The 13,916-nt window shown below is 72.3% G+C and carries 13 protein-coding genes; 8 read left to right on the top strand and 5 right to left on the bottom strand.

The window, feature by feature from the left end; genetic code table 11:
- Nucleotides 1–5: 5 nt before the first annotated feature.
- The 3 genes from CFP66_RS42955 to CFP66_RS42945 form a co-directional block, all read right to left on the bottom strand.
- On the bottom strand, nt 6–1,736 hold the full coding sequence (locus CFP66_RS42955) for a Rieske 2Fe-2S domain-containing protein (protein WP_198962068.1): 1,731 nt from the start codon (nt 1,734–1,736) through the stop codon (nt 6–8).
- A 7-nt stretch (nt 1,737–1,743) separates the two neighbouring features.
- The gene (locus tag CFP66_RS42950; protein WP_233160196.1) at nt 1,744–2,670 is read right to left on the bottom strand and encodes an aromatic ring-hydroxylating dioxygenase subunit alpha; all 927 of its coding nucleotides are present in this window, start codon (nt 2,668–2,670) and stop codon (nt 1,744–1,746) included.
- 68 nt (nt 2,671–2,738) lie between these two features.
- Complete coding sequence (locus CFP66_RS42945; RefSeq protein ID WP_094931135.1) at nt 2,739–3,470, bottom strand: GntR family transcriptional regulator; 732 nt, start codon at nt 3,468–3,470, stop codon at nt 2,739–2,741.
- 95 nt (nt 3,471–3,565) lie between these two features.
- Between CFP66_RS42945 and CFP66_RS42940 the strand changes: the two genes are divergently transcribed.
- The 7 genes from CFP66_RS42940 (at nt 3,566) to glsA (ending at nt 10,991) form a co-directional block, all read left to right on the top strand.
- Nucleotides 3,566–4,606, top strand: coding sequence for a BMP family ABC transporter substrate-binding protein (locus CFP66_RS42940; protein WP_094931134.1), 1,041 nt, complete (start codon nt 3,566–3,568; stop codon nt 4,604–4,606).
- On the top strand, nt 4,587–6,167 hold the full coding sequence (locus CFP66_RS42935; protein ID WP_094931133.1) for an ABC transporter ATP-binding protein: 1,581 nt from the start codon (nt 4,587–4,589) through the stop codon (nt 6,165–6,167). The genes CFP66_RS42940 and CFP66_RS42935 overlap by 20 nt, the downstream gene beginning before the upstream one ends.
- Nucleotides 6,164–7,204 (top strand): ABC transporter permease, encoded by a 1,041-nt coding sequence (locus tag CFP66_RS42930; RefSeq protein WP_233160195.1) that lies wholly within the window; start codon nt 6,164–6,166, stop codon nt 7,202–7,204. The genes CFP66_RS42935 and CFP66_RS42930 overlap by 4 nt, the downstream gene beginning before the upstream one ends.
- A gap of 2 nt (nt 7,205–7,206) precedes the next feature.
- Nucleotides 7,207–8,121, top strand: a complete 915-nt coding sequence (locus CFP66_RS42925) for an ABC transporter permease (protein ID WP_233160193.1) — start codon at nt 7,207–7,209, stop codon at nt 8,119–8,121.
- On the top strand, nt 8,118–9,176 hold the full coding sequence (locus tag CFP66_RS42920; protein ID WP_094931132.1) for a s-methyl-5-thioribose-1-phosphate isomerase: 1,059 nt from the start codon (nt 8,118–8,120) through the stop codon (nt 9,174–9,176). The genes CFP66_RS42925 and CFP66_RS42920 overlap by 4 nt, the downstream gene beginning before the upstream one ends.
- A complete protein-coding gene (locus CFP66_RS42915; protein WP_094931131.1) occupies nt 9,173–9,925 on the top strand; it encodes a nucleoside phosphorylase in 753 nt (250 codons plus the stop codon). Before CFP66_RS42920 ends, CFP66_RS42915 begins: the two co-directional genes overlap by 4 nt.
- Before the next feature lie 73 nt (nt 9,926–9,998).
- Nucleotides 9,999–10,991, top strand: a complete 993-nt coding sequence (gene glsA, locus CFP66_RS42910; RefSeq protein ID WP_094931130.1) for a glutaminase A — start codon at nt 9,999–10,001, stop codon at nt 10,989–10,991.
- On the opposite strand, the gene CFP66_RS50560 is transcribed toward glsA, so the two are convergent.
- Nucleotides 10,966–11,256: a rhodanese-like domain-containing protein gene (locus CFP66_RS50560; RefSeq protein WP_369805278.1), complete on the bottom strand. Its 291-nt coding sequence runs from the start codon at nt 11,254–11,256 to the stop codon at nt 10,966–10,968. The two genes, glsA and CFP66_RS50560, sit on opposite strands and share 26 nt — an antisense overlap.
- A 720-nt stretch (nt 11,257–11,976) precedes the next feature.
- Here CFP66_RS50560 and serA point away from each other — a divergent pair.
- Nucleotides 11,977–13,167, top strand: a complete 1,191-nt coding sequence (gene serA / locus CFP66_RS42900) for a phosphoglycerate dehydrogenase (RefSeq protein WP_233160203.1) — start codon at nt 11,977–11,979, stop codon at nt 13,165–13,167.
- Between the two features lie 16 nt (nt 13,168–13,183).
- On the opposite strand, the gene CFP66_RS42895 is transcribed toward serA, so the two are convergent.
- A complete protein-coding gene (locus tag CFP66_RS42895; RefSeq protein WP_094931128.1) occupies nt 13,184–13,630 on the bottom strand; it encodes a PPC domain-containing DNA-binding protein in 447 nt (148 codons plus the stop codon).
- Nucleotides 13,631–13,916: the final 286 nt, after the last annotated feature.

The raw sequence follows: 13,916 nt of genomic DNA, 5'->3' as shown, positions 1-13,916 counted from the left end.
CGTTCTCACAGGTCGAGCGTCAGCCGGGGGGTGAGCGACCGGGAGACGCAGGTCATCACCGAGGCGCCGGCCGCCCGCTCCGCGTCGTCGAGGTAGACGTCCTGGTGGTCGGGCCGGCCGTCGATCACCGTCACCAGGCACGTGCCGCACGCGCCCTGCTCGCAGGAGGACGGCACCACCACACCGGCCGCGCGGACGGTCTCGAGGATGGTGCGCCCCGGCTCGACCGTCAGGTTCAGGACGGACCGGGCGAGGACGACCTCGAAGCGGCTGCTGTCGTCGATCTCGTGGTCGTTGCGGAAGTACTCGAAGTGCACCTCGTCCGGCGACCAGCCGGAGCTGCTCGCGACCTCGCGCGCCACGTCGAGCATCGGTGGCGGCCCGCAGAAGTAGACCTGCGCGTCCTCGTGCGCCGGGGCGAGCAGCCGTTGCAGCTCGGCCCGGGTGGCCGCGGGATCGAGGCCGGTGACGGTGCGCACGTTGCGCAGTGCCGCCAGGCGGTCGCCGAAGGCCACGGCCGCGTCGTCGGCGGCGAAGTAGTGCAGCTCGTAGTGCAGCCCCTGGTGCTGCAACGCCTGTGCCATCGCCAGCAGCGGCGTGATCCCGATCCCGCCGGCGACCAGGAGCGTCCGGGTGCGGTCCTGCCGCAGCGGGAAGCCGTTGCGGGGCAGCGACACCGCGAGCACGTCGCCCTCGCGGACCTGCTCGTGCACGGCCACCGAGCCGCCCGCCGAATCGTCGGTGCGCTTCACGCCGATGACGTAGCGGTCGGTCTCACCGGGCCCGTTCACCAACGAGTACTGCCGGACCACGCCGCCGGGCAACGCGACGTCGAGGTGGGCGCCCGCCTGCCCGCTGGGCAGCGGACGCTCGCCCACCGGGCCCAGCTCCAGGCCCCTGACGCCGGCGCCGGCCGTCCACGTCCTGAGCACCTGGACGCGCGTGGGCAGGTCGTGGTGGTCGGTGCTCTCCGGCAGGGACGCCAGTTCCTTCGGGACGGGTTCGTAGCGGGGCAGGAGCGGTTCCGGGGCGGTGTCGCCGGTCGCCCGCTCCTGCGCGGTCTCCCGCAGCCGGGTCAGGGCCCGGTCGAAGTGGCGCAGGAGCGGCAACCGGTCCTGCGCCGGCACCGGCCCGTGCAGCACGCCCCGCACGACCGCGCGGGCGGAGTCCATCGGCTGCACCACGAGGGCGCCCACGCCAACGAGCTCGACGAGGAAGTCCCCGTGTCGCCTCGCGTCGGGCGGCGCGGAATCGGGGAGGGCGGGGGGTTGCTCGAGCAGCAGGGCCACCACGGCCGAGGGCACCGCCCGTACCGGCATGGGACGCAGCACGAGGCCCGCCCCGAGCTCGGGCGGCTCGTCGGTCGGTTCGCCCACCGCCGTCCAGATCATCCCGCCGCTGACCCGCACCGGGTAGGTGCGGTTGCAGATCGTGCGTGCCGGGGCGTCCGCGGGGTGGGCCGGGATGTAGGTGCACGCCGCGGTGCGGTTGGCGTAGCGCCAGCCGTGGTACTGGCACTTCAGCTCGCGGCCGTCGTTCACCGCGATCGACAGCCGCACCCCGCGGTGCAGGCACCGGTTCTCCCACACGTTGACGTGGTCGTCGTCGGCCCGCCACAGGGCCAGCTCCTGGCCCAGCAGCTGGCCGTGGAACACGTGCCGGTGCACGAGTTCGCTCTCGGACGCGACCGGGTGCCAGGCGTGCTCGGCGCGTCGGAGCAGATCGGTGCGCGTCATGCGGGCATCACGCGGCACCGGGGAGGACGCCGTACCGGACACCCAGCTGGCCCAGCCAGCGGCGGTACGCCACCGCGGACTTGTCGGCCCGGATCGGGGTCTCGGCCCGGGGGTCGAGCGGCAGCCTGCGGGGGACCTGGTTCTCCAGGATCGGCTTGTCCTGACCGAAGATCGACACCTGGAACCGCCGCAGGGCCCAGTCGGGCTGGTTGTCGTCGAGCAGGCACAACCACATGTGGGCGCGGATGTGCTCCTGGTCGATCGCCTGCACGAACAGGGCGATGACATCGAGGCGCCCCTCGTGCCCCGGGCTCGACTTGTACAGCACCGAGCAGTAGGGGTGCGGGACCCGGTACACGTAGTCGACCTCGGCCCCGCCCGTGCTTTCGAGCGCGGCCTGGGGCTGGTAGAAGACGCAGTCGGTGGCCAGGATCTCCTGGTCGGGCACCGAGACCCGGACGTTGTAGTCCTTCACCTCGGTGTGGGGCTCGGCGCCCAGGACGTCGGTGTGGACGAACGGGAAGTGGCCCATGTCGAGGAAGTTCTCGATGCTCCGCGGCGCCGAGGTGTGGACCATGACCGACGCGGCGTGGAGCAGGCGCCGGTCGGGCTCGTCGGCTTCCGGGATGGCGAACAGCGGCCGCGGGGTGCCGAGCGAGGTCCACACGTGGCCGTACCGCTCGATCGTCGGCAGGAGCGGCGCCACCGGCCCGTCAGCGGGCCACACCTGCGACGGGGAGTCGCCGTCCCGGCGCCGCCACGCGGCGACCTCGCCGTCGGGGGAGCGGCCCACGGTCAGGGGGACACCGAGGAGCTGGTCGCCCCGGACGCGGCCCCGGGGGAACGCCTCGACGGCTCCCACGGGTTGCCAGAGATCGAGCAGAACCCGGTCCTCGCACGGCTGATCCGGAGAATCGGTGGTCAGCGGAGGCACCCGGGGATCCTACGGGAGCTGTTCGGGCCGATCGGAGCCGTGGCGATCGTGTGTGCAGTGGATCGAGCTCACCGGCTGCGTACCAGGACGAACTCGAACTTGTCCTCGACGAACCAGGTTCGCGACCACGTGATCGGCGCGCCGCTGGGCAGGTAGTGCACCTGGTCGAGGCACACGTACAGCGGCGTTTCCGGGCGCACCGGGCCCCATCCGACCGACGCGTCGTGCACGGCGTGGACGCGGGCGACGGCTTGGGCCGGCAGGAGGCCGAAGGGTTCGAGGTGGTCGAAGACCGAGCCGGTGATGTCGGCGGGGTCGGCGGTGTCGGGAAGGGCCTCGGCGTTGATGAGGTCGTGCTCGAACGCGACGACCTCGCCGTCGGCCAGGAAGCTGCGCTGCAGGGCGATGACCCGCAGGGGGCCGGTGCTGTCCAGGCGGCGCACCTCGTCCTCGGTGGCCTGCCGGTGTTCGCGCAGGCGGTAGACGACCTGGCACGTGTAGCCCTGCTCCGCGATGATGCGGCTCGTCGAGCGGAGGTCCTGCAGGCCCGTCCGGATCCCGTCGCGGTGCGAGGTGACGAACGTGCCGGCCCCCTGTCGCACTCGCAGGAGGCCGCTCTCGGCGAGCCGGCGCAACGCGCTGCGCACCGTGGCGCGGCTGACCCCGTACTCGTCGGCGAGCTGCTGCTCCGACGGCAGGCGATGACCGGGCTCCCAGTCGCCGTCACTGATGCGCTGCCGCACCTGGTCGGCGAGCTGGACGGGGAGCGGCCGCGCGTCGCGGAGCCGGCGGGTTGCCATGTACGCCCTCCGGGGCTCGACGCCGACGACTACCCACCGTGTGGTGGCCGCTAAGCTACCAGAGAATAGACGTCAGACGACTTACAGGAGCGGTCATGTCTCCAGCGCGCAGGCGCCTCGTCGCGGGCGCGTCCGTCGCGCTGTGCGCGGCCGTTCTCGCCGGCTGCAACGCGAACGCCGACCGCGGACCCGCCGCCGCCGAGAACGGCCGGTCGCTGATCCTGGTGACCCCGGAGCCGGTGGGGGTGAACCCCTTCCTGCAGCTGGCGGTGACGGGCATCGAGGACGCGGCCGCACAGGCGGGAGCGTCCTCGAAGGTCTTCCAGAGCCAGGACGCGACGACCGTCCAGCAGGAGGTCGAGGCGGCTGTCGCCGAGCAGCCCGACGTCCTCGCCGTCGTCGGCTTCGAGTTCGCCGATTCGATCGCGGCCGCGGCCACGGCCAATCCCGAGCAGCAGTTCCTGTTCGTCGACGCGTGCACCACCGAGCAGTTCCCCAACGTCACGTGCGCCGTGTTCCGGGAGCACGAGGGCACGTTCCTCGCCGGGGTGGAGGCCGGGATGCTCACCACGACGAACCACGTCGGCGCCGTGGTGGCGCTCGACACCCCGCAGATCCGCCGGTTCTCCGACCCCTTCGGGGCCGGTGCGAAGCACGTGAACCCGCAGGTCGGCTTCACCCCGCTCTACGTCGGCGGGCCGAGCCCGTTCAACGACCCCGCGCGGGCCAAGGAGCAGGCGCTGTCCCTCGCGGCGCAGTCGGTCGACCAGGTCATCGCCTCGAGCGCCGCGGGTAACCTGGGCGTCTTCGACGCGGCGAAGCAGAGCTCGTTCGCCGCCTTCGGCGTCGACGTCGACCAGTGCGGGCTCGCGCCGGGCAAGGTCGTCGACAACGTGATCAAGGAGGTCGACCGCGTCACGGCGGACGGCGTCGCGAAGATCCTCGCAGGCGAGGGCGGCACCACGGTCTCCTACGGGTTGGCCGAGGGCGGCGTGACGCTGACCGGCCTGGAGGAGGGCCTCGCGGAGACCGAGTGCGTCATCGCCCAGCACCCCGAGGTGCAGGCCGAGCTCGCGAAGGTGCGCGACCAGATCGTCGCCGGCGAGGTGCGGGTCGATGACCCGGCAGGGGAGTGACGGCGGCGGCTCCGGCGAGCCCGAGGTCGAGATGTCGGGCATCGTCAAACGGTTCCCGAACGGCGTGCTGGCCAACGACCAGGCCGAGCTGAGCCTCGCGCCCGGGGAGGTCCACGCCCTCGTGGGCGAGAACGGCGCCGGCAAGTCGACGCTGATGTCCGTGCTGTACGGGCTCGTCGCACCGGACGCGGGCGAGGTGCGCGTGCGCGGGGTGCCCACCCGGTTCCGGTCGCCGATCGACGCCACCGCGGCCGGGATGGGCATGGTGCACCAGTCCTTCCGGCTCTTCCCGTCGATGACGGTGGCCGAGAACGTGGTGTACCGGGCCGAGCCGCACCGGCTGCCCGGTGTGCTCGACCGCAAGGCGGCGGTGCGCGCGGTTGCCGACCTCGCCGAGCGCCACGGGCTGCAGGTCGACCCGCGGGCCCGCGTGGCGTCCCTGTCGGTCGGCGTCCGCCAGCGCGTCGAGATCCTCAAGGCCCTGTACCGCGACGCCCGCGTCCTCATCCTCGACGAGCCCACGGCGGTCCTCACACCGCAGGAGGCCGCGCTGCTGTTCGACGTGCTGCGCACGCTGCGCGCGTCCGGGCGCACCGCGGTGATCGTCACCCACAAGCTGGGCGAGGTGCTCGCGATCAGCGACTCGGTCACCGTGCTGCGCGACGGGAGGACCGTCGCGCGCCTGACGACGGCCGACACCGACGCCCACGAGATCGCCCGGCAGATGACCGGCCGGTCGGTCGACCTCGACGGCCGGTGGGTTCCCGGCCGCCCGGCAGCACCCGTGCTCGAGGTCGACCGGCTCACGGTGCCCGGCCCGGCCGGCCGCCCGGTGGTCGACGACGTGTCCCTGCAGGTGCGTTCCGGTGAGATCGTGGGCATCGCCGGTGTGGCCGGCAACGGTCAGATGGAGCTGCTCGAGGCCATCGCCGGGTTGCGCGCTGCTGGACACGGCAGCGTCCGGGTCGACGGGACGAGCCTCGACGCGCTGTCGGCCGGGCAGCGGCGGCAGGTGGGGATCGCCTACATCCCCGAGGACAGGGCGGCCACCGGGTCCGCGGTGGATGCGCCGGTCGGCGACAACCTCTGCATGGGCTTCCACCGGCGCCCGCCGCTGCGGCGCGGCTGGACGATGGACCGCAAGGCGGCCCGCCGGCACGCCGACGAGATCGTCGGCGCGCTCGGCATCAAGGTCCGGTCCGCGGCCGTTCCCGCCGCGACACTGTCCGGGGGGAACCTGCAGAAGCTGATCGTCGGGCGCGAGATGGCCCACGACGCGCCGGTCCTGCTGGTGGACCAGCCGACGCGCGGCGTCGACATCGGCGCCATCGAGAACATCCACGCCCGGCTGCGCGCCTACCGCGACGCCGGCCACGCCGTGCTGCTGACCTCGGCCGAGCTCAGCGAGCTCTTCGCGCTGGCCGACCGCCTGGTCGTGATGTTCGAGGGGCGCGTGGTCGCGGTGGTCCCTCGCGAACGCGCAACCGAGGAGGAGGTGGGCCTCGCCATGTCGGGGATCGCACCGGGGGACCGCGAGCCCGGCGGGGACGACGAGCGGTGACGGTCCTGCAGACGGCCGGCCGCGGGCTCCTGGCCTCGCCGGTGGCACTCGCACTGCTCGGGTCGCTCCTGGTCGGTTCGATCATCCTGATCGGGGCGGGTGGCAACCCGGTCGAGGCCTACGCGGCGATCGTGGCCGGGGCGTTCGGCGGCCCGAGCCAGTGGCGCAACACGATCTCGGTCGCGGTGCCGGTGGTCGCCATGGCGCTCGCCGTGGCGATCCCGTTGCGGGCCGGGGTGGTGAACCTCGGCGGCGAGGGGCAGATCGTCCTGGGCGGGATCACCGCGGTGGCCGTGGGCACCGTGATCGACCTGCCGATGCCCGTGTCGTTGCTGGTCGCGCTCGCGGCAGGGGCTGCGGCGGGCGGGCTCGTCGGATGGGTACCCGCCCTGCTGGAGAACCGGTTGGGGGTGCCGCTGCTGGTCAGTTCGTTGTTGCTGTCCTACCCGGTCGTGGCCTTCGGCTCCTACCTGGTGCGGTTCCCGCTGCGCGATCCCGGCACGGGGCTGCCCCAGACACCCACGCTCGCGGAGGCCTTCCGGATGCCGACGGTGTTCGGCGTCGGAGCGGGCCTGCTGATCGTCGTGGCCGTCGTCGTGGTGATCGTCATGATCGACCGCAGGACGCCGTTCGGGTACGAGGTGCGGCTCACCGGGCTGAACCGTCGGTTCACCGAGTACGCCGGCGTCGACGTCCCCCGCATGGTGACGCGGGTGATGGTCGGCGGCGGGGCCGTCGCCGGCCTGGTCGGGGCGATCGTCGTGACCTCCTTCCCGCACCGCTTCATCGACGGAGCCCTGATCGCCCCGAGCTACACCTGGACCGGGCTGCTGGCCGCCATGCTCGCGCGCGCCAACCCGCTCGGCGCCGCGGTGGCCGGCGCCTCCTTCGCGGCGCTGCAGGTGGGCGGGTTCGGCATGGAACGGGCGACCGACATCCCCCGTGAGCTGAGCTCGGTGCTGCAGGCCGTCGTGATCGTGATCCTCGCGGCGAGCATCGGCGTGGCGGGGCGGCGCACCCGGAAGAACGAGGTCTGAGCATGTTCGCCGACATCGTCGACATCTCCCTCGTCTCGTCGGTCCTGCGCGCTCTCACACCGGTCCTGCTGGCCGCCCTGGGTGGGGCGCTGTGCGCCAAGGCCGGCGTCTTCAACGTGGGTCTCGAAGGGTTCATGCTCGTCGGCGCGTTCGCCGCGGTCGCGGGGAGCTGGTTCGGCGGGAGCCCGTGGATCGGGGTGCTGGCGGCCGTGCTCGCCGGAGCGGCGATGGCCGCCGTCCTGTCCGTGGCCTCGATCCGGCTCGGCGGCGGCGAGATCATCATCGGTATCGCCCTGAACCTGCTCGCGGTGGGGCTCACCGCGTTCCTGCTGCGCACCACCTTCGGCGTCCAGGGCACCTTCACCGACCCGGGTCTGCAGGGCCTCCCCACGGTGGGCGGGCAGACCCCGCTGACCTACCTCGCCTGGGTGCTGGTCCCGATCCTGTCGCTGTTCCTGCGCCGCCACATCTGGGGGTTCCGGCTGCAGGGCGTCGGCGAGGCGCCCGAGGCGGCCCACAGCCTCGGCGTGAACCCGGCCACCTACCGGCACGCCGCGGTGCTGGCCAGCGGTGTGCTCTGCGGACTGGCCGGCGCGCAGCTCGCGCTCGGCAACGTCATCCTGTTCTCCGAGAACATGACGGCAGGCCGTGGCTGGGTCGCCGTCGTCGCGGTGATGCTCGGGCAGGCCGCGCCGTTCGGGGTCCTGCTCGCCAGCGTCCTGTTCGCCACCACCGAAGCGATCGGGTTCCGCCTGCAGGGTCTGGGCCTCCCGTCGCAGGTGGCCTCGGCGGCCCCCTACGCCATCACCCTCCTGGCCCTGATCGCAGCGAGCCTGCGCGGCCGGAGCCTGCTGTCCACCCGTCGGCCGCGGCCGCCCGGCGACCGAGCATCGCAACACCACCAGGAGAACGTGTGACCCCGACCGGCACCGACCCCGTTGCCGTCCCCACCCTCATCAGCCAGAACGTCCTCGTCGACGACGACGCCGTCCACATCCTGGACCGGCGGGTGTTCCCGTTCGAACGGAAGTGGGTGACGTGCCGCGACCACGAGGACGTGGCGCGGGCCATCGAGGAGATGGTCACCCAGAGCAGCGGCCCGTTCTTCGCGGCTGCCGCCGGGATGACGCTGGCCGCGCGGGCCGCCGACCGGCTCGCCACCACCGGGGAGCGTCGGGAGTTCATGGTCGCGGCCGGCCACCGGCTGATGGCGACGCGACGGACGAACAACCAGATCCGGGACGTCGTCACCGCACTGCTCGAGGTCGCCGAGAACGCTGTGGCCGCCGGGGAGGCGCTCGCACCGGTGACGGAACGCAGCGCCCGCGACGCCGGTGACCGCTACCTCGCGCGCAGCCGCGCGCTGGGCGAGCATGCGGCCACGCTCATCCCGGACGGCGCGACCCTCCTGACCCACTGCTGGGCGGAGTCCTACCTCACCGAGACGGTGGCCGCGGTCGTGGCCTCCGGCAAGCGGATCGACGCGATCTGCACCGAGACCAGGCCGTACCTGCAGGGCGCCCGCCTGACGGCGGAGAGCCTCGCGGAGATGGGCGTGCCCACCCGCCTCATCACCGACGGCATGGCCGCCCACCTGATGAGCCGGGGCGACGTCTCCGTGTTCGTCACCGCGGCCGACCGAGTCACGATGGACGGCCACGTCGTGAACAAGATCGGCACGCTCCAGATCGCGGTGTCCGCGCACGCGTTCGACGTCCCGTACGTCGCGCTCGTGCAGGCCCCGGACCGCCAGGCGCCCGACGCCGCGTCCGTCGAGCTGGAGGACCGCGACGGGGACGAGGTCCTGCACTGCCTCGGCAGGCGCACCGCATCCACGAAGGTCACCGGGCTGTACCCCGCCTTCGACATCACGCCCCCGCGGTTCGTCAGCGCCGTGGTGACCGACCGGGGCCGGTTCTCGCCCCACGACATGGCCTCCTACCACCGCGACTCCGACGAGGTACAGCGATGAACCGTCCAGATCTGCTCCCGGTCACGCGCATCCCGCGCACCGGCAGCCCGCAGCGGGCGCTCGTCGTGGGGGACCCGTTCCGGGCGCAGCGCATCGCCGACGTGCTGGACGACGCGTCCGAGGTGGCCCACGCCCGCGAGTACCGCACCTTCCGGGGGCGCTGGAAGGGCGTCGAGGTCCTCGTCTCCTCGCATGGCGTGGGCGGCCCGGGTGCGATCTGCCTGTTCCAGGAGCTCGCCGACGCCGGGGTGAGCACGATCATCAGGCTCGGCACGGCGGGCGCGCTGCAGCCGGGGATCGAGGACGGTGACCTGGTGATCGCCGATGCCGCGGTCCGCGACGACGGGGTCACCGCGCAACTCGTGCCGGCCGAGTTCCCGGCGGTCTCGAGCCCGGAAGCGGTCCTCGCCCTGACGGGCGCCGCGGTCGAGCACGGGGCCCCGCACCACCGCGGGCTGGTCTGGACGCGGGCCGCGTTCTACCCCTCCCACCTGGAGCTCCCGCTCCGGATGTACGTGGACGCCGGCGTGCTGGCCATCGAGATGGAGCTCTCGGCGCTGCTCGTGCTGGGCACGTTGCGCGGCCTCACGTGCGCGGGCGCACTCGTCATCGACGGCGCGGCGGCCGACGAGCTCATGGACACCACGGGCTACGACCCGCACCGTGCGGTGGTCGACGCCGGCGTCGAGCGCGGCATCCACGTCGCTCTGGACGCGCTCACCCGCCTCCCCGTCCCTCGACCGGCGTAGTCGGCGTCGACGTCGACCCTCCGGCCGCGATGCGACGATACGTTCGCTGCAGCGGTTCACGAGGAGGAGCGCGATGGTCAGCCACGACGAGGCGAGGGTCGTCCAGGAGCAACTCGAGGACCTGCACCGCCGCCATCTCGCCATCGGCGACGATGACGTGGTCAGCTTCTACCCACCCGAAGCGGTGTCGGAGCGTCACCGCTTCGGTATCGCGACGAGCAACGTCGACGGCACGACCTGGGCGATCGGCGACGCCGACCACAGGTTCCCGCTGCACTCGATCTCGAAGGTCTTCACCTACGGCCTGGGCCTCGAGGACAACGGCCGCGAGGCCACCCGCGAGCGCGTCGGCGTGGAGCCGAGCGGCGACCCCTTCAACTCGATCAGCTTCGACGAGGTCAACAACCGCCCGTTCAACCCGATGATCAACGCAGGTGCGCTGGTGGCGGCCAACCTCGTGGCGGGGAAGGACGGGGAGGAGAAGGTCGCGCGGCTGCTCGACCGGGTCCGCCGCTATGCGGGCAACCCCGACCTCGAGATCGACCAGGACGTCCTGGCCGAGCAGATGGTCTCGAACGACCGCAACCTCGGCCTGAGCTACCTCATGCGCAGCCTGGGCATGCTCCACGGCGACATCGAGGAGAACATCCTGGTCTACCTGTCCGTCTGCTCGGTCACGGTGACCGCACGGGAGCTGGGCGCGATGGGCGGCACGCTCGCCAACGGCGGGGTCAACCCGCACACCGGCGAGCGGGCGATGGCCAGGGAACACGTCCGGGACGTGATCAGCGTGATGTCGACCTGCGGCATGTACGACGCTGCCGGGCAGTGGGCCTCGGACGTCGGCATCCCGGCCAAGAGCGGCGTCTCGGGCGGCATCATGTTCGCTCTGCCGGGCTACTTCGGTGGCGGCGTCTTCTCACCCGGTCTGGACGTTCACGGCAACAGCGTCCGCGGGATCAACCTGTGCCGTGAGCTGTCGGAGCAGTTCGGCCTGCACGTGTACGCCGATCCCGCCGAGTCCCGCTTCGGACGCATCGCTACCCCGGACCGTCGTCGTCGATGAGGACGACGTCGCGGCCGGAGCGGGCCAGGAGGCTCGCGGCGATGGAAGCGCGGTACCCGCTGGCGCAGTGGACCCAGACCCGCCCGTCGGGCACCTGCTCCATCCGATGGAGCAGCGCGTGCAGTGGGATGTGGATCGACCCCGGGATGTGGCCTGCCGCCCGTTCGTCGTCGCGGCGGACGTCGAGCACGACGGCGTCGCGCGACGTCCGCAGGTCGCCGAACGTGGCGCACCCGTAGCTGCCGAGCGGGCTGCCGTCGCGCATCGCCTCGACGCTGCCGGCGGCGGCTCCGGCGGGCCGCTCGATCCCGATGCGGGTGAGCTGCCGCTGCGCATCGGCGATGGCGTGCGCGCGCTGCGGAACTGGGCGCGGGTCAGGGCGTCGGTGCTCGCGCTGCCGAGCAGGTCGGTGCGCCCGACGCTCCCGTAGAGCAGCGAACCGCCGGTGAAGGCGCCGACGCGGTCGTCGCCGGCCGCGGTGACGACGTAGGCGAGGTGGTTGTGGGTGTGCCCGGGCGTGGCGACGACGCGCACGGTCAGCCCTCCGTAGGCCAGCGCGTCGCCGTCGGCCACGGCGCGGCGGGCGAAGCGCACCTCGTCCGCGGCGGCGAGGAGGTAGTCCGCGCGTACCCGCCGAGCCAGCTCGAAGCCACCCGTCACGTAGTCGTTGTGGGTGTGGGTCTCGGCGACGGCGGCAGGCGTCACCCCCCGTTCGGAGAGCAGCGCATCCACCCGGCCGAGATCCCGCTGGGGATCGACCACGATCGCGGTGCTGCCGTCGTGGGCGACGTAGCTGCGGTCACCCAGCTCCCCGGTCTCGACGACGTCGATCTGCAGCACCGGAACCACCTCGCTCGCTCGACGACGGCCGGATCGGGCACCCGTACCGGCTCCCGGCTGTGGACTCGTTCGCGACGCGCATCGCGTTGCAGGAGGCGGGTGAGGGCGCGGCGGCGTCCGAGCCTAGGTTGGCGGGGTGAAGGCGATGCTTCTCGAGAACATCCACCCGGTCGCGGCAGCGGCGTTCGAACGTGCAGGCTTCGAGGTCGACGCGCGCTCCGGTTCGCTGAGCGAGGACGAGCTCGTCGCGGCCCTGCCGGGCGTGTCGGTGCTGGGGATCCGCTCGAACACGACGGTGACGCCGGCCGTGCTCGAGGCCGGGAAGGACCTTCTGGCGGTGGGGTGCTTCTGCATCGGGACCAACCAGGTGCACCTCGACGATGCGGCGGCGCGCGGCCTCGCCGTGTTCAACGCGCCGTTCTCCAACACCCGCAGCGTCGTCGAGCTGGTGCTCGGCGAGATCGTCGCCCTGGCTCGCCGGCTCACGGAGAAGACCCAGCGCATGCACGAGGGCGTGTGGGACAAGTCGGCGAAGGGCAGCCACGAGTTCCGCGGGCGCACACTGGGCATCGTCGGGTACGGCAACATCGGCACGCAGCTGTCCAACATCGCCGAGGCCATCGGCATGCGGGTGATCTTCTTCGACACCTCCGACCGCCTGGCGCACGGCAACGCGCGCCGGGTCGGGACGCTGGAGGAGCTGCTGGCCGAGGCGGACGTGGTGAGCATCCACGTCGACGGCAGGCCCGGCAACGCGGGCCTCTTCGGCGCCGAGCGGTTCGCGATGATGAAGCCCGGGGCGGTGTTCATCAACGCCTCCCGCGGCATGGTGGTCGACGACGCCGCGCTGCGCGACAACATCCTGTCCGGGCACCTCTCCGGTGCGGCCATCGACGTCTTCCCGCTCGAGCCGAAGGCGCAGGGCGACCCGTTCGAGTCGCCGCTGCGGGGACTCGACAACGTCATCCTCACCCCGCACGTCGGCGGCTCGACGCAGGAGGCGCAGGAGGAGATCGGCCACTTCGTGGCGAACAAGCTGCTGGGGTTCGTCGGGGCGGGGAGCACGGAGCTCTCGGTGAACCTTCCGCAGGTGTCCGCGCCGCAGCCCCACGGCACGTTCCGGATGGGGTACCTGCACGAGAACCTGCCCGGTGTGCTCGCCGAGATCAACCGGTTGCTCGCCGAGACCGGGGCGAACGTGATCGGCCAGTCGCTGTCGACCCGCGGTGAGCAGGGGTACGTCCTCACCGACACCGACGCCGTGCTGTCGGAGGACACCCTGTCCGCCCTGCGCCGGTCGGCGCAGACGATCTGGTTGCGGTCCTGGCAGCTCTGACGGCCGCTCTGCCCGCTCACCCGCTCCGGTCGAGCGCGATGAGCGCCAGGCCCGTCTCCTCGTCGACGCGCTTGCGAAGGTGGGCCGGCGACTCGGTGACGATCACCTCGAGCGTCGGCCACACCACCGCACGCTGCAGGTGTCCGCCCACGGTGGAGCCGTCGCGCAGGCCGAGCACCGCGTGCGCGTGCACTGCGGGCTTCTCGTCCTTCGTCGCGACGTCCCCCACCAGCGAGAGGATCTCGGCCTGCGCGGTGACCGGGATGTCCTGGTACCGCATGACGTCCGGGTCGAAGTAGCCCAGCGTGGCCTCGCGGCACGCACCCACCGCGGTCAGCGCGGCGGCGGAGATCTCGTGCTCCTGGGCGAACCGGGCCAGCTCCTCGGCGGCCTCGTCGCCCTTGGCCATGACGACGGCGAACGTGCGCAGGCCGTCGGTCTCGTGCAGCAGGGTGCTCTTCATCGTGTTCCTCTCGCGTCGTCGGTCAGCAGCAACGCCATGTCCCTACCCGCAACTGTTGCGCGTACGCACCCGATCCCACTCCCGTGGCCGGCCGGTTCAGCGCGCACAAGGAGTCCTCACCGCGCCTGTTCGGGAAATGCGGTCGCGTCACGGGTTCCGGCGTGGCTTCTGTTCCGGGTCGGTAACTAGTCAGGTCATTGGGGTGCGGGCAGCCAGGGCCGTCCCTCGGCGAGCATGACGAGGGTGTCGAAGAAGTGCCTGCCGTGTTTGGCGGCGGTGGAGAGGT

The sequence above is a fragment of the Pseudonocardia sp. MH-G8 genome (assembly GCF_002262885.1).
In the GTDB taxonomy this organism is placed as follows: domain Bacteria; phylum Actinomycetota; class Actinomycetes; order Mycobacteriales; family Pseudonocardiaceae; genus Pseudonocardia.
This window is presented reverse-complemented; position numbering and strand designations above follow the sequence as displayed.

Excerpts from the sequence above, each read along its gene's own strand:
- CFP66_RS42955 (WP_198962068.1), bottom strand. The coding sequence starts at position 1,736 with ATGACGCGCACCGATCTGCTCCGACGCGCCGAGCACGCCTGGCACCCG.
- CFP66_RS42945 (WP_094931135.1), bottom strand. The coding sequence starts at position 3,470 with ATGGCAACCCGCCGGCTCCGCGACGCGCGGCCGCTCCCCGTCCAGCTC.
- CFP66_RS42895 (WP_094931128.1), bottom strand. The coding sequence starts at position 13,630 with ATGAAGAGCACCCTGCTGCACGAGACCGACGGCCTGCGCACGTTCGCC.
- glsA (WP_094931130.1), top strand. The coding sequence starts at position 9,999 with ATGGTCAGCCACGACGAGGCGAGGGTCGTCCAGGAGCAACTCGAGGAC.
- CFP66_RS42915 (WP_094931131.1), top strand. The coding sequence starts at position 9,173 with ATGAACCGTCCAGATCTGCTCCCGGTCACGCGCATCCCGCGCACCGGC.
- CFP66_RS42935 (WP_094931133.1), top strand. The coding sequence starts at position 4,587 with ATGACCCGGCAGGGGAGTGACGGCGGCGGCTCCGGCGAGCCCGAGGTC.
- CFP66_RS42925 (WP_233160193.1), top strand. The coding sequence starts at position 7,207 with ATGTTCGCCGACATCGTCGACATCTCCCTCGTCTCGTCGGTCCTGCGC.
- serA (WP_233160203.1), top strand. The coding sequence starts at position 11,977 with ATGCTTCTCGAGAACATCCACCCGGTCGCGGCAGCGGCGTTCGAACGT.
- CFP66_RS50560 (WP_369805278.1), bottom strand. The coding sequence starts at position 11,256 with ATGCGCGACGGCAGCCCGCTCGGCAGCTACGGGTGCGCCACGTTCGGC.
- CFP66_RS42940 (WP_094931134.1), top strand. The coding sequence starts at position 3,566 with ATGTCTCCAGCGCGCAGGCGCCTCGTCGCGGGCGCGTCCGTCGCGCTG.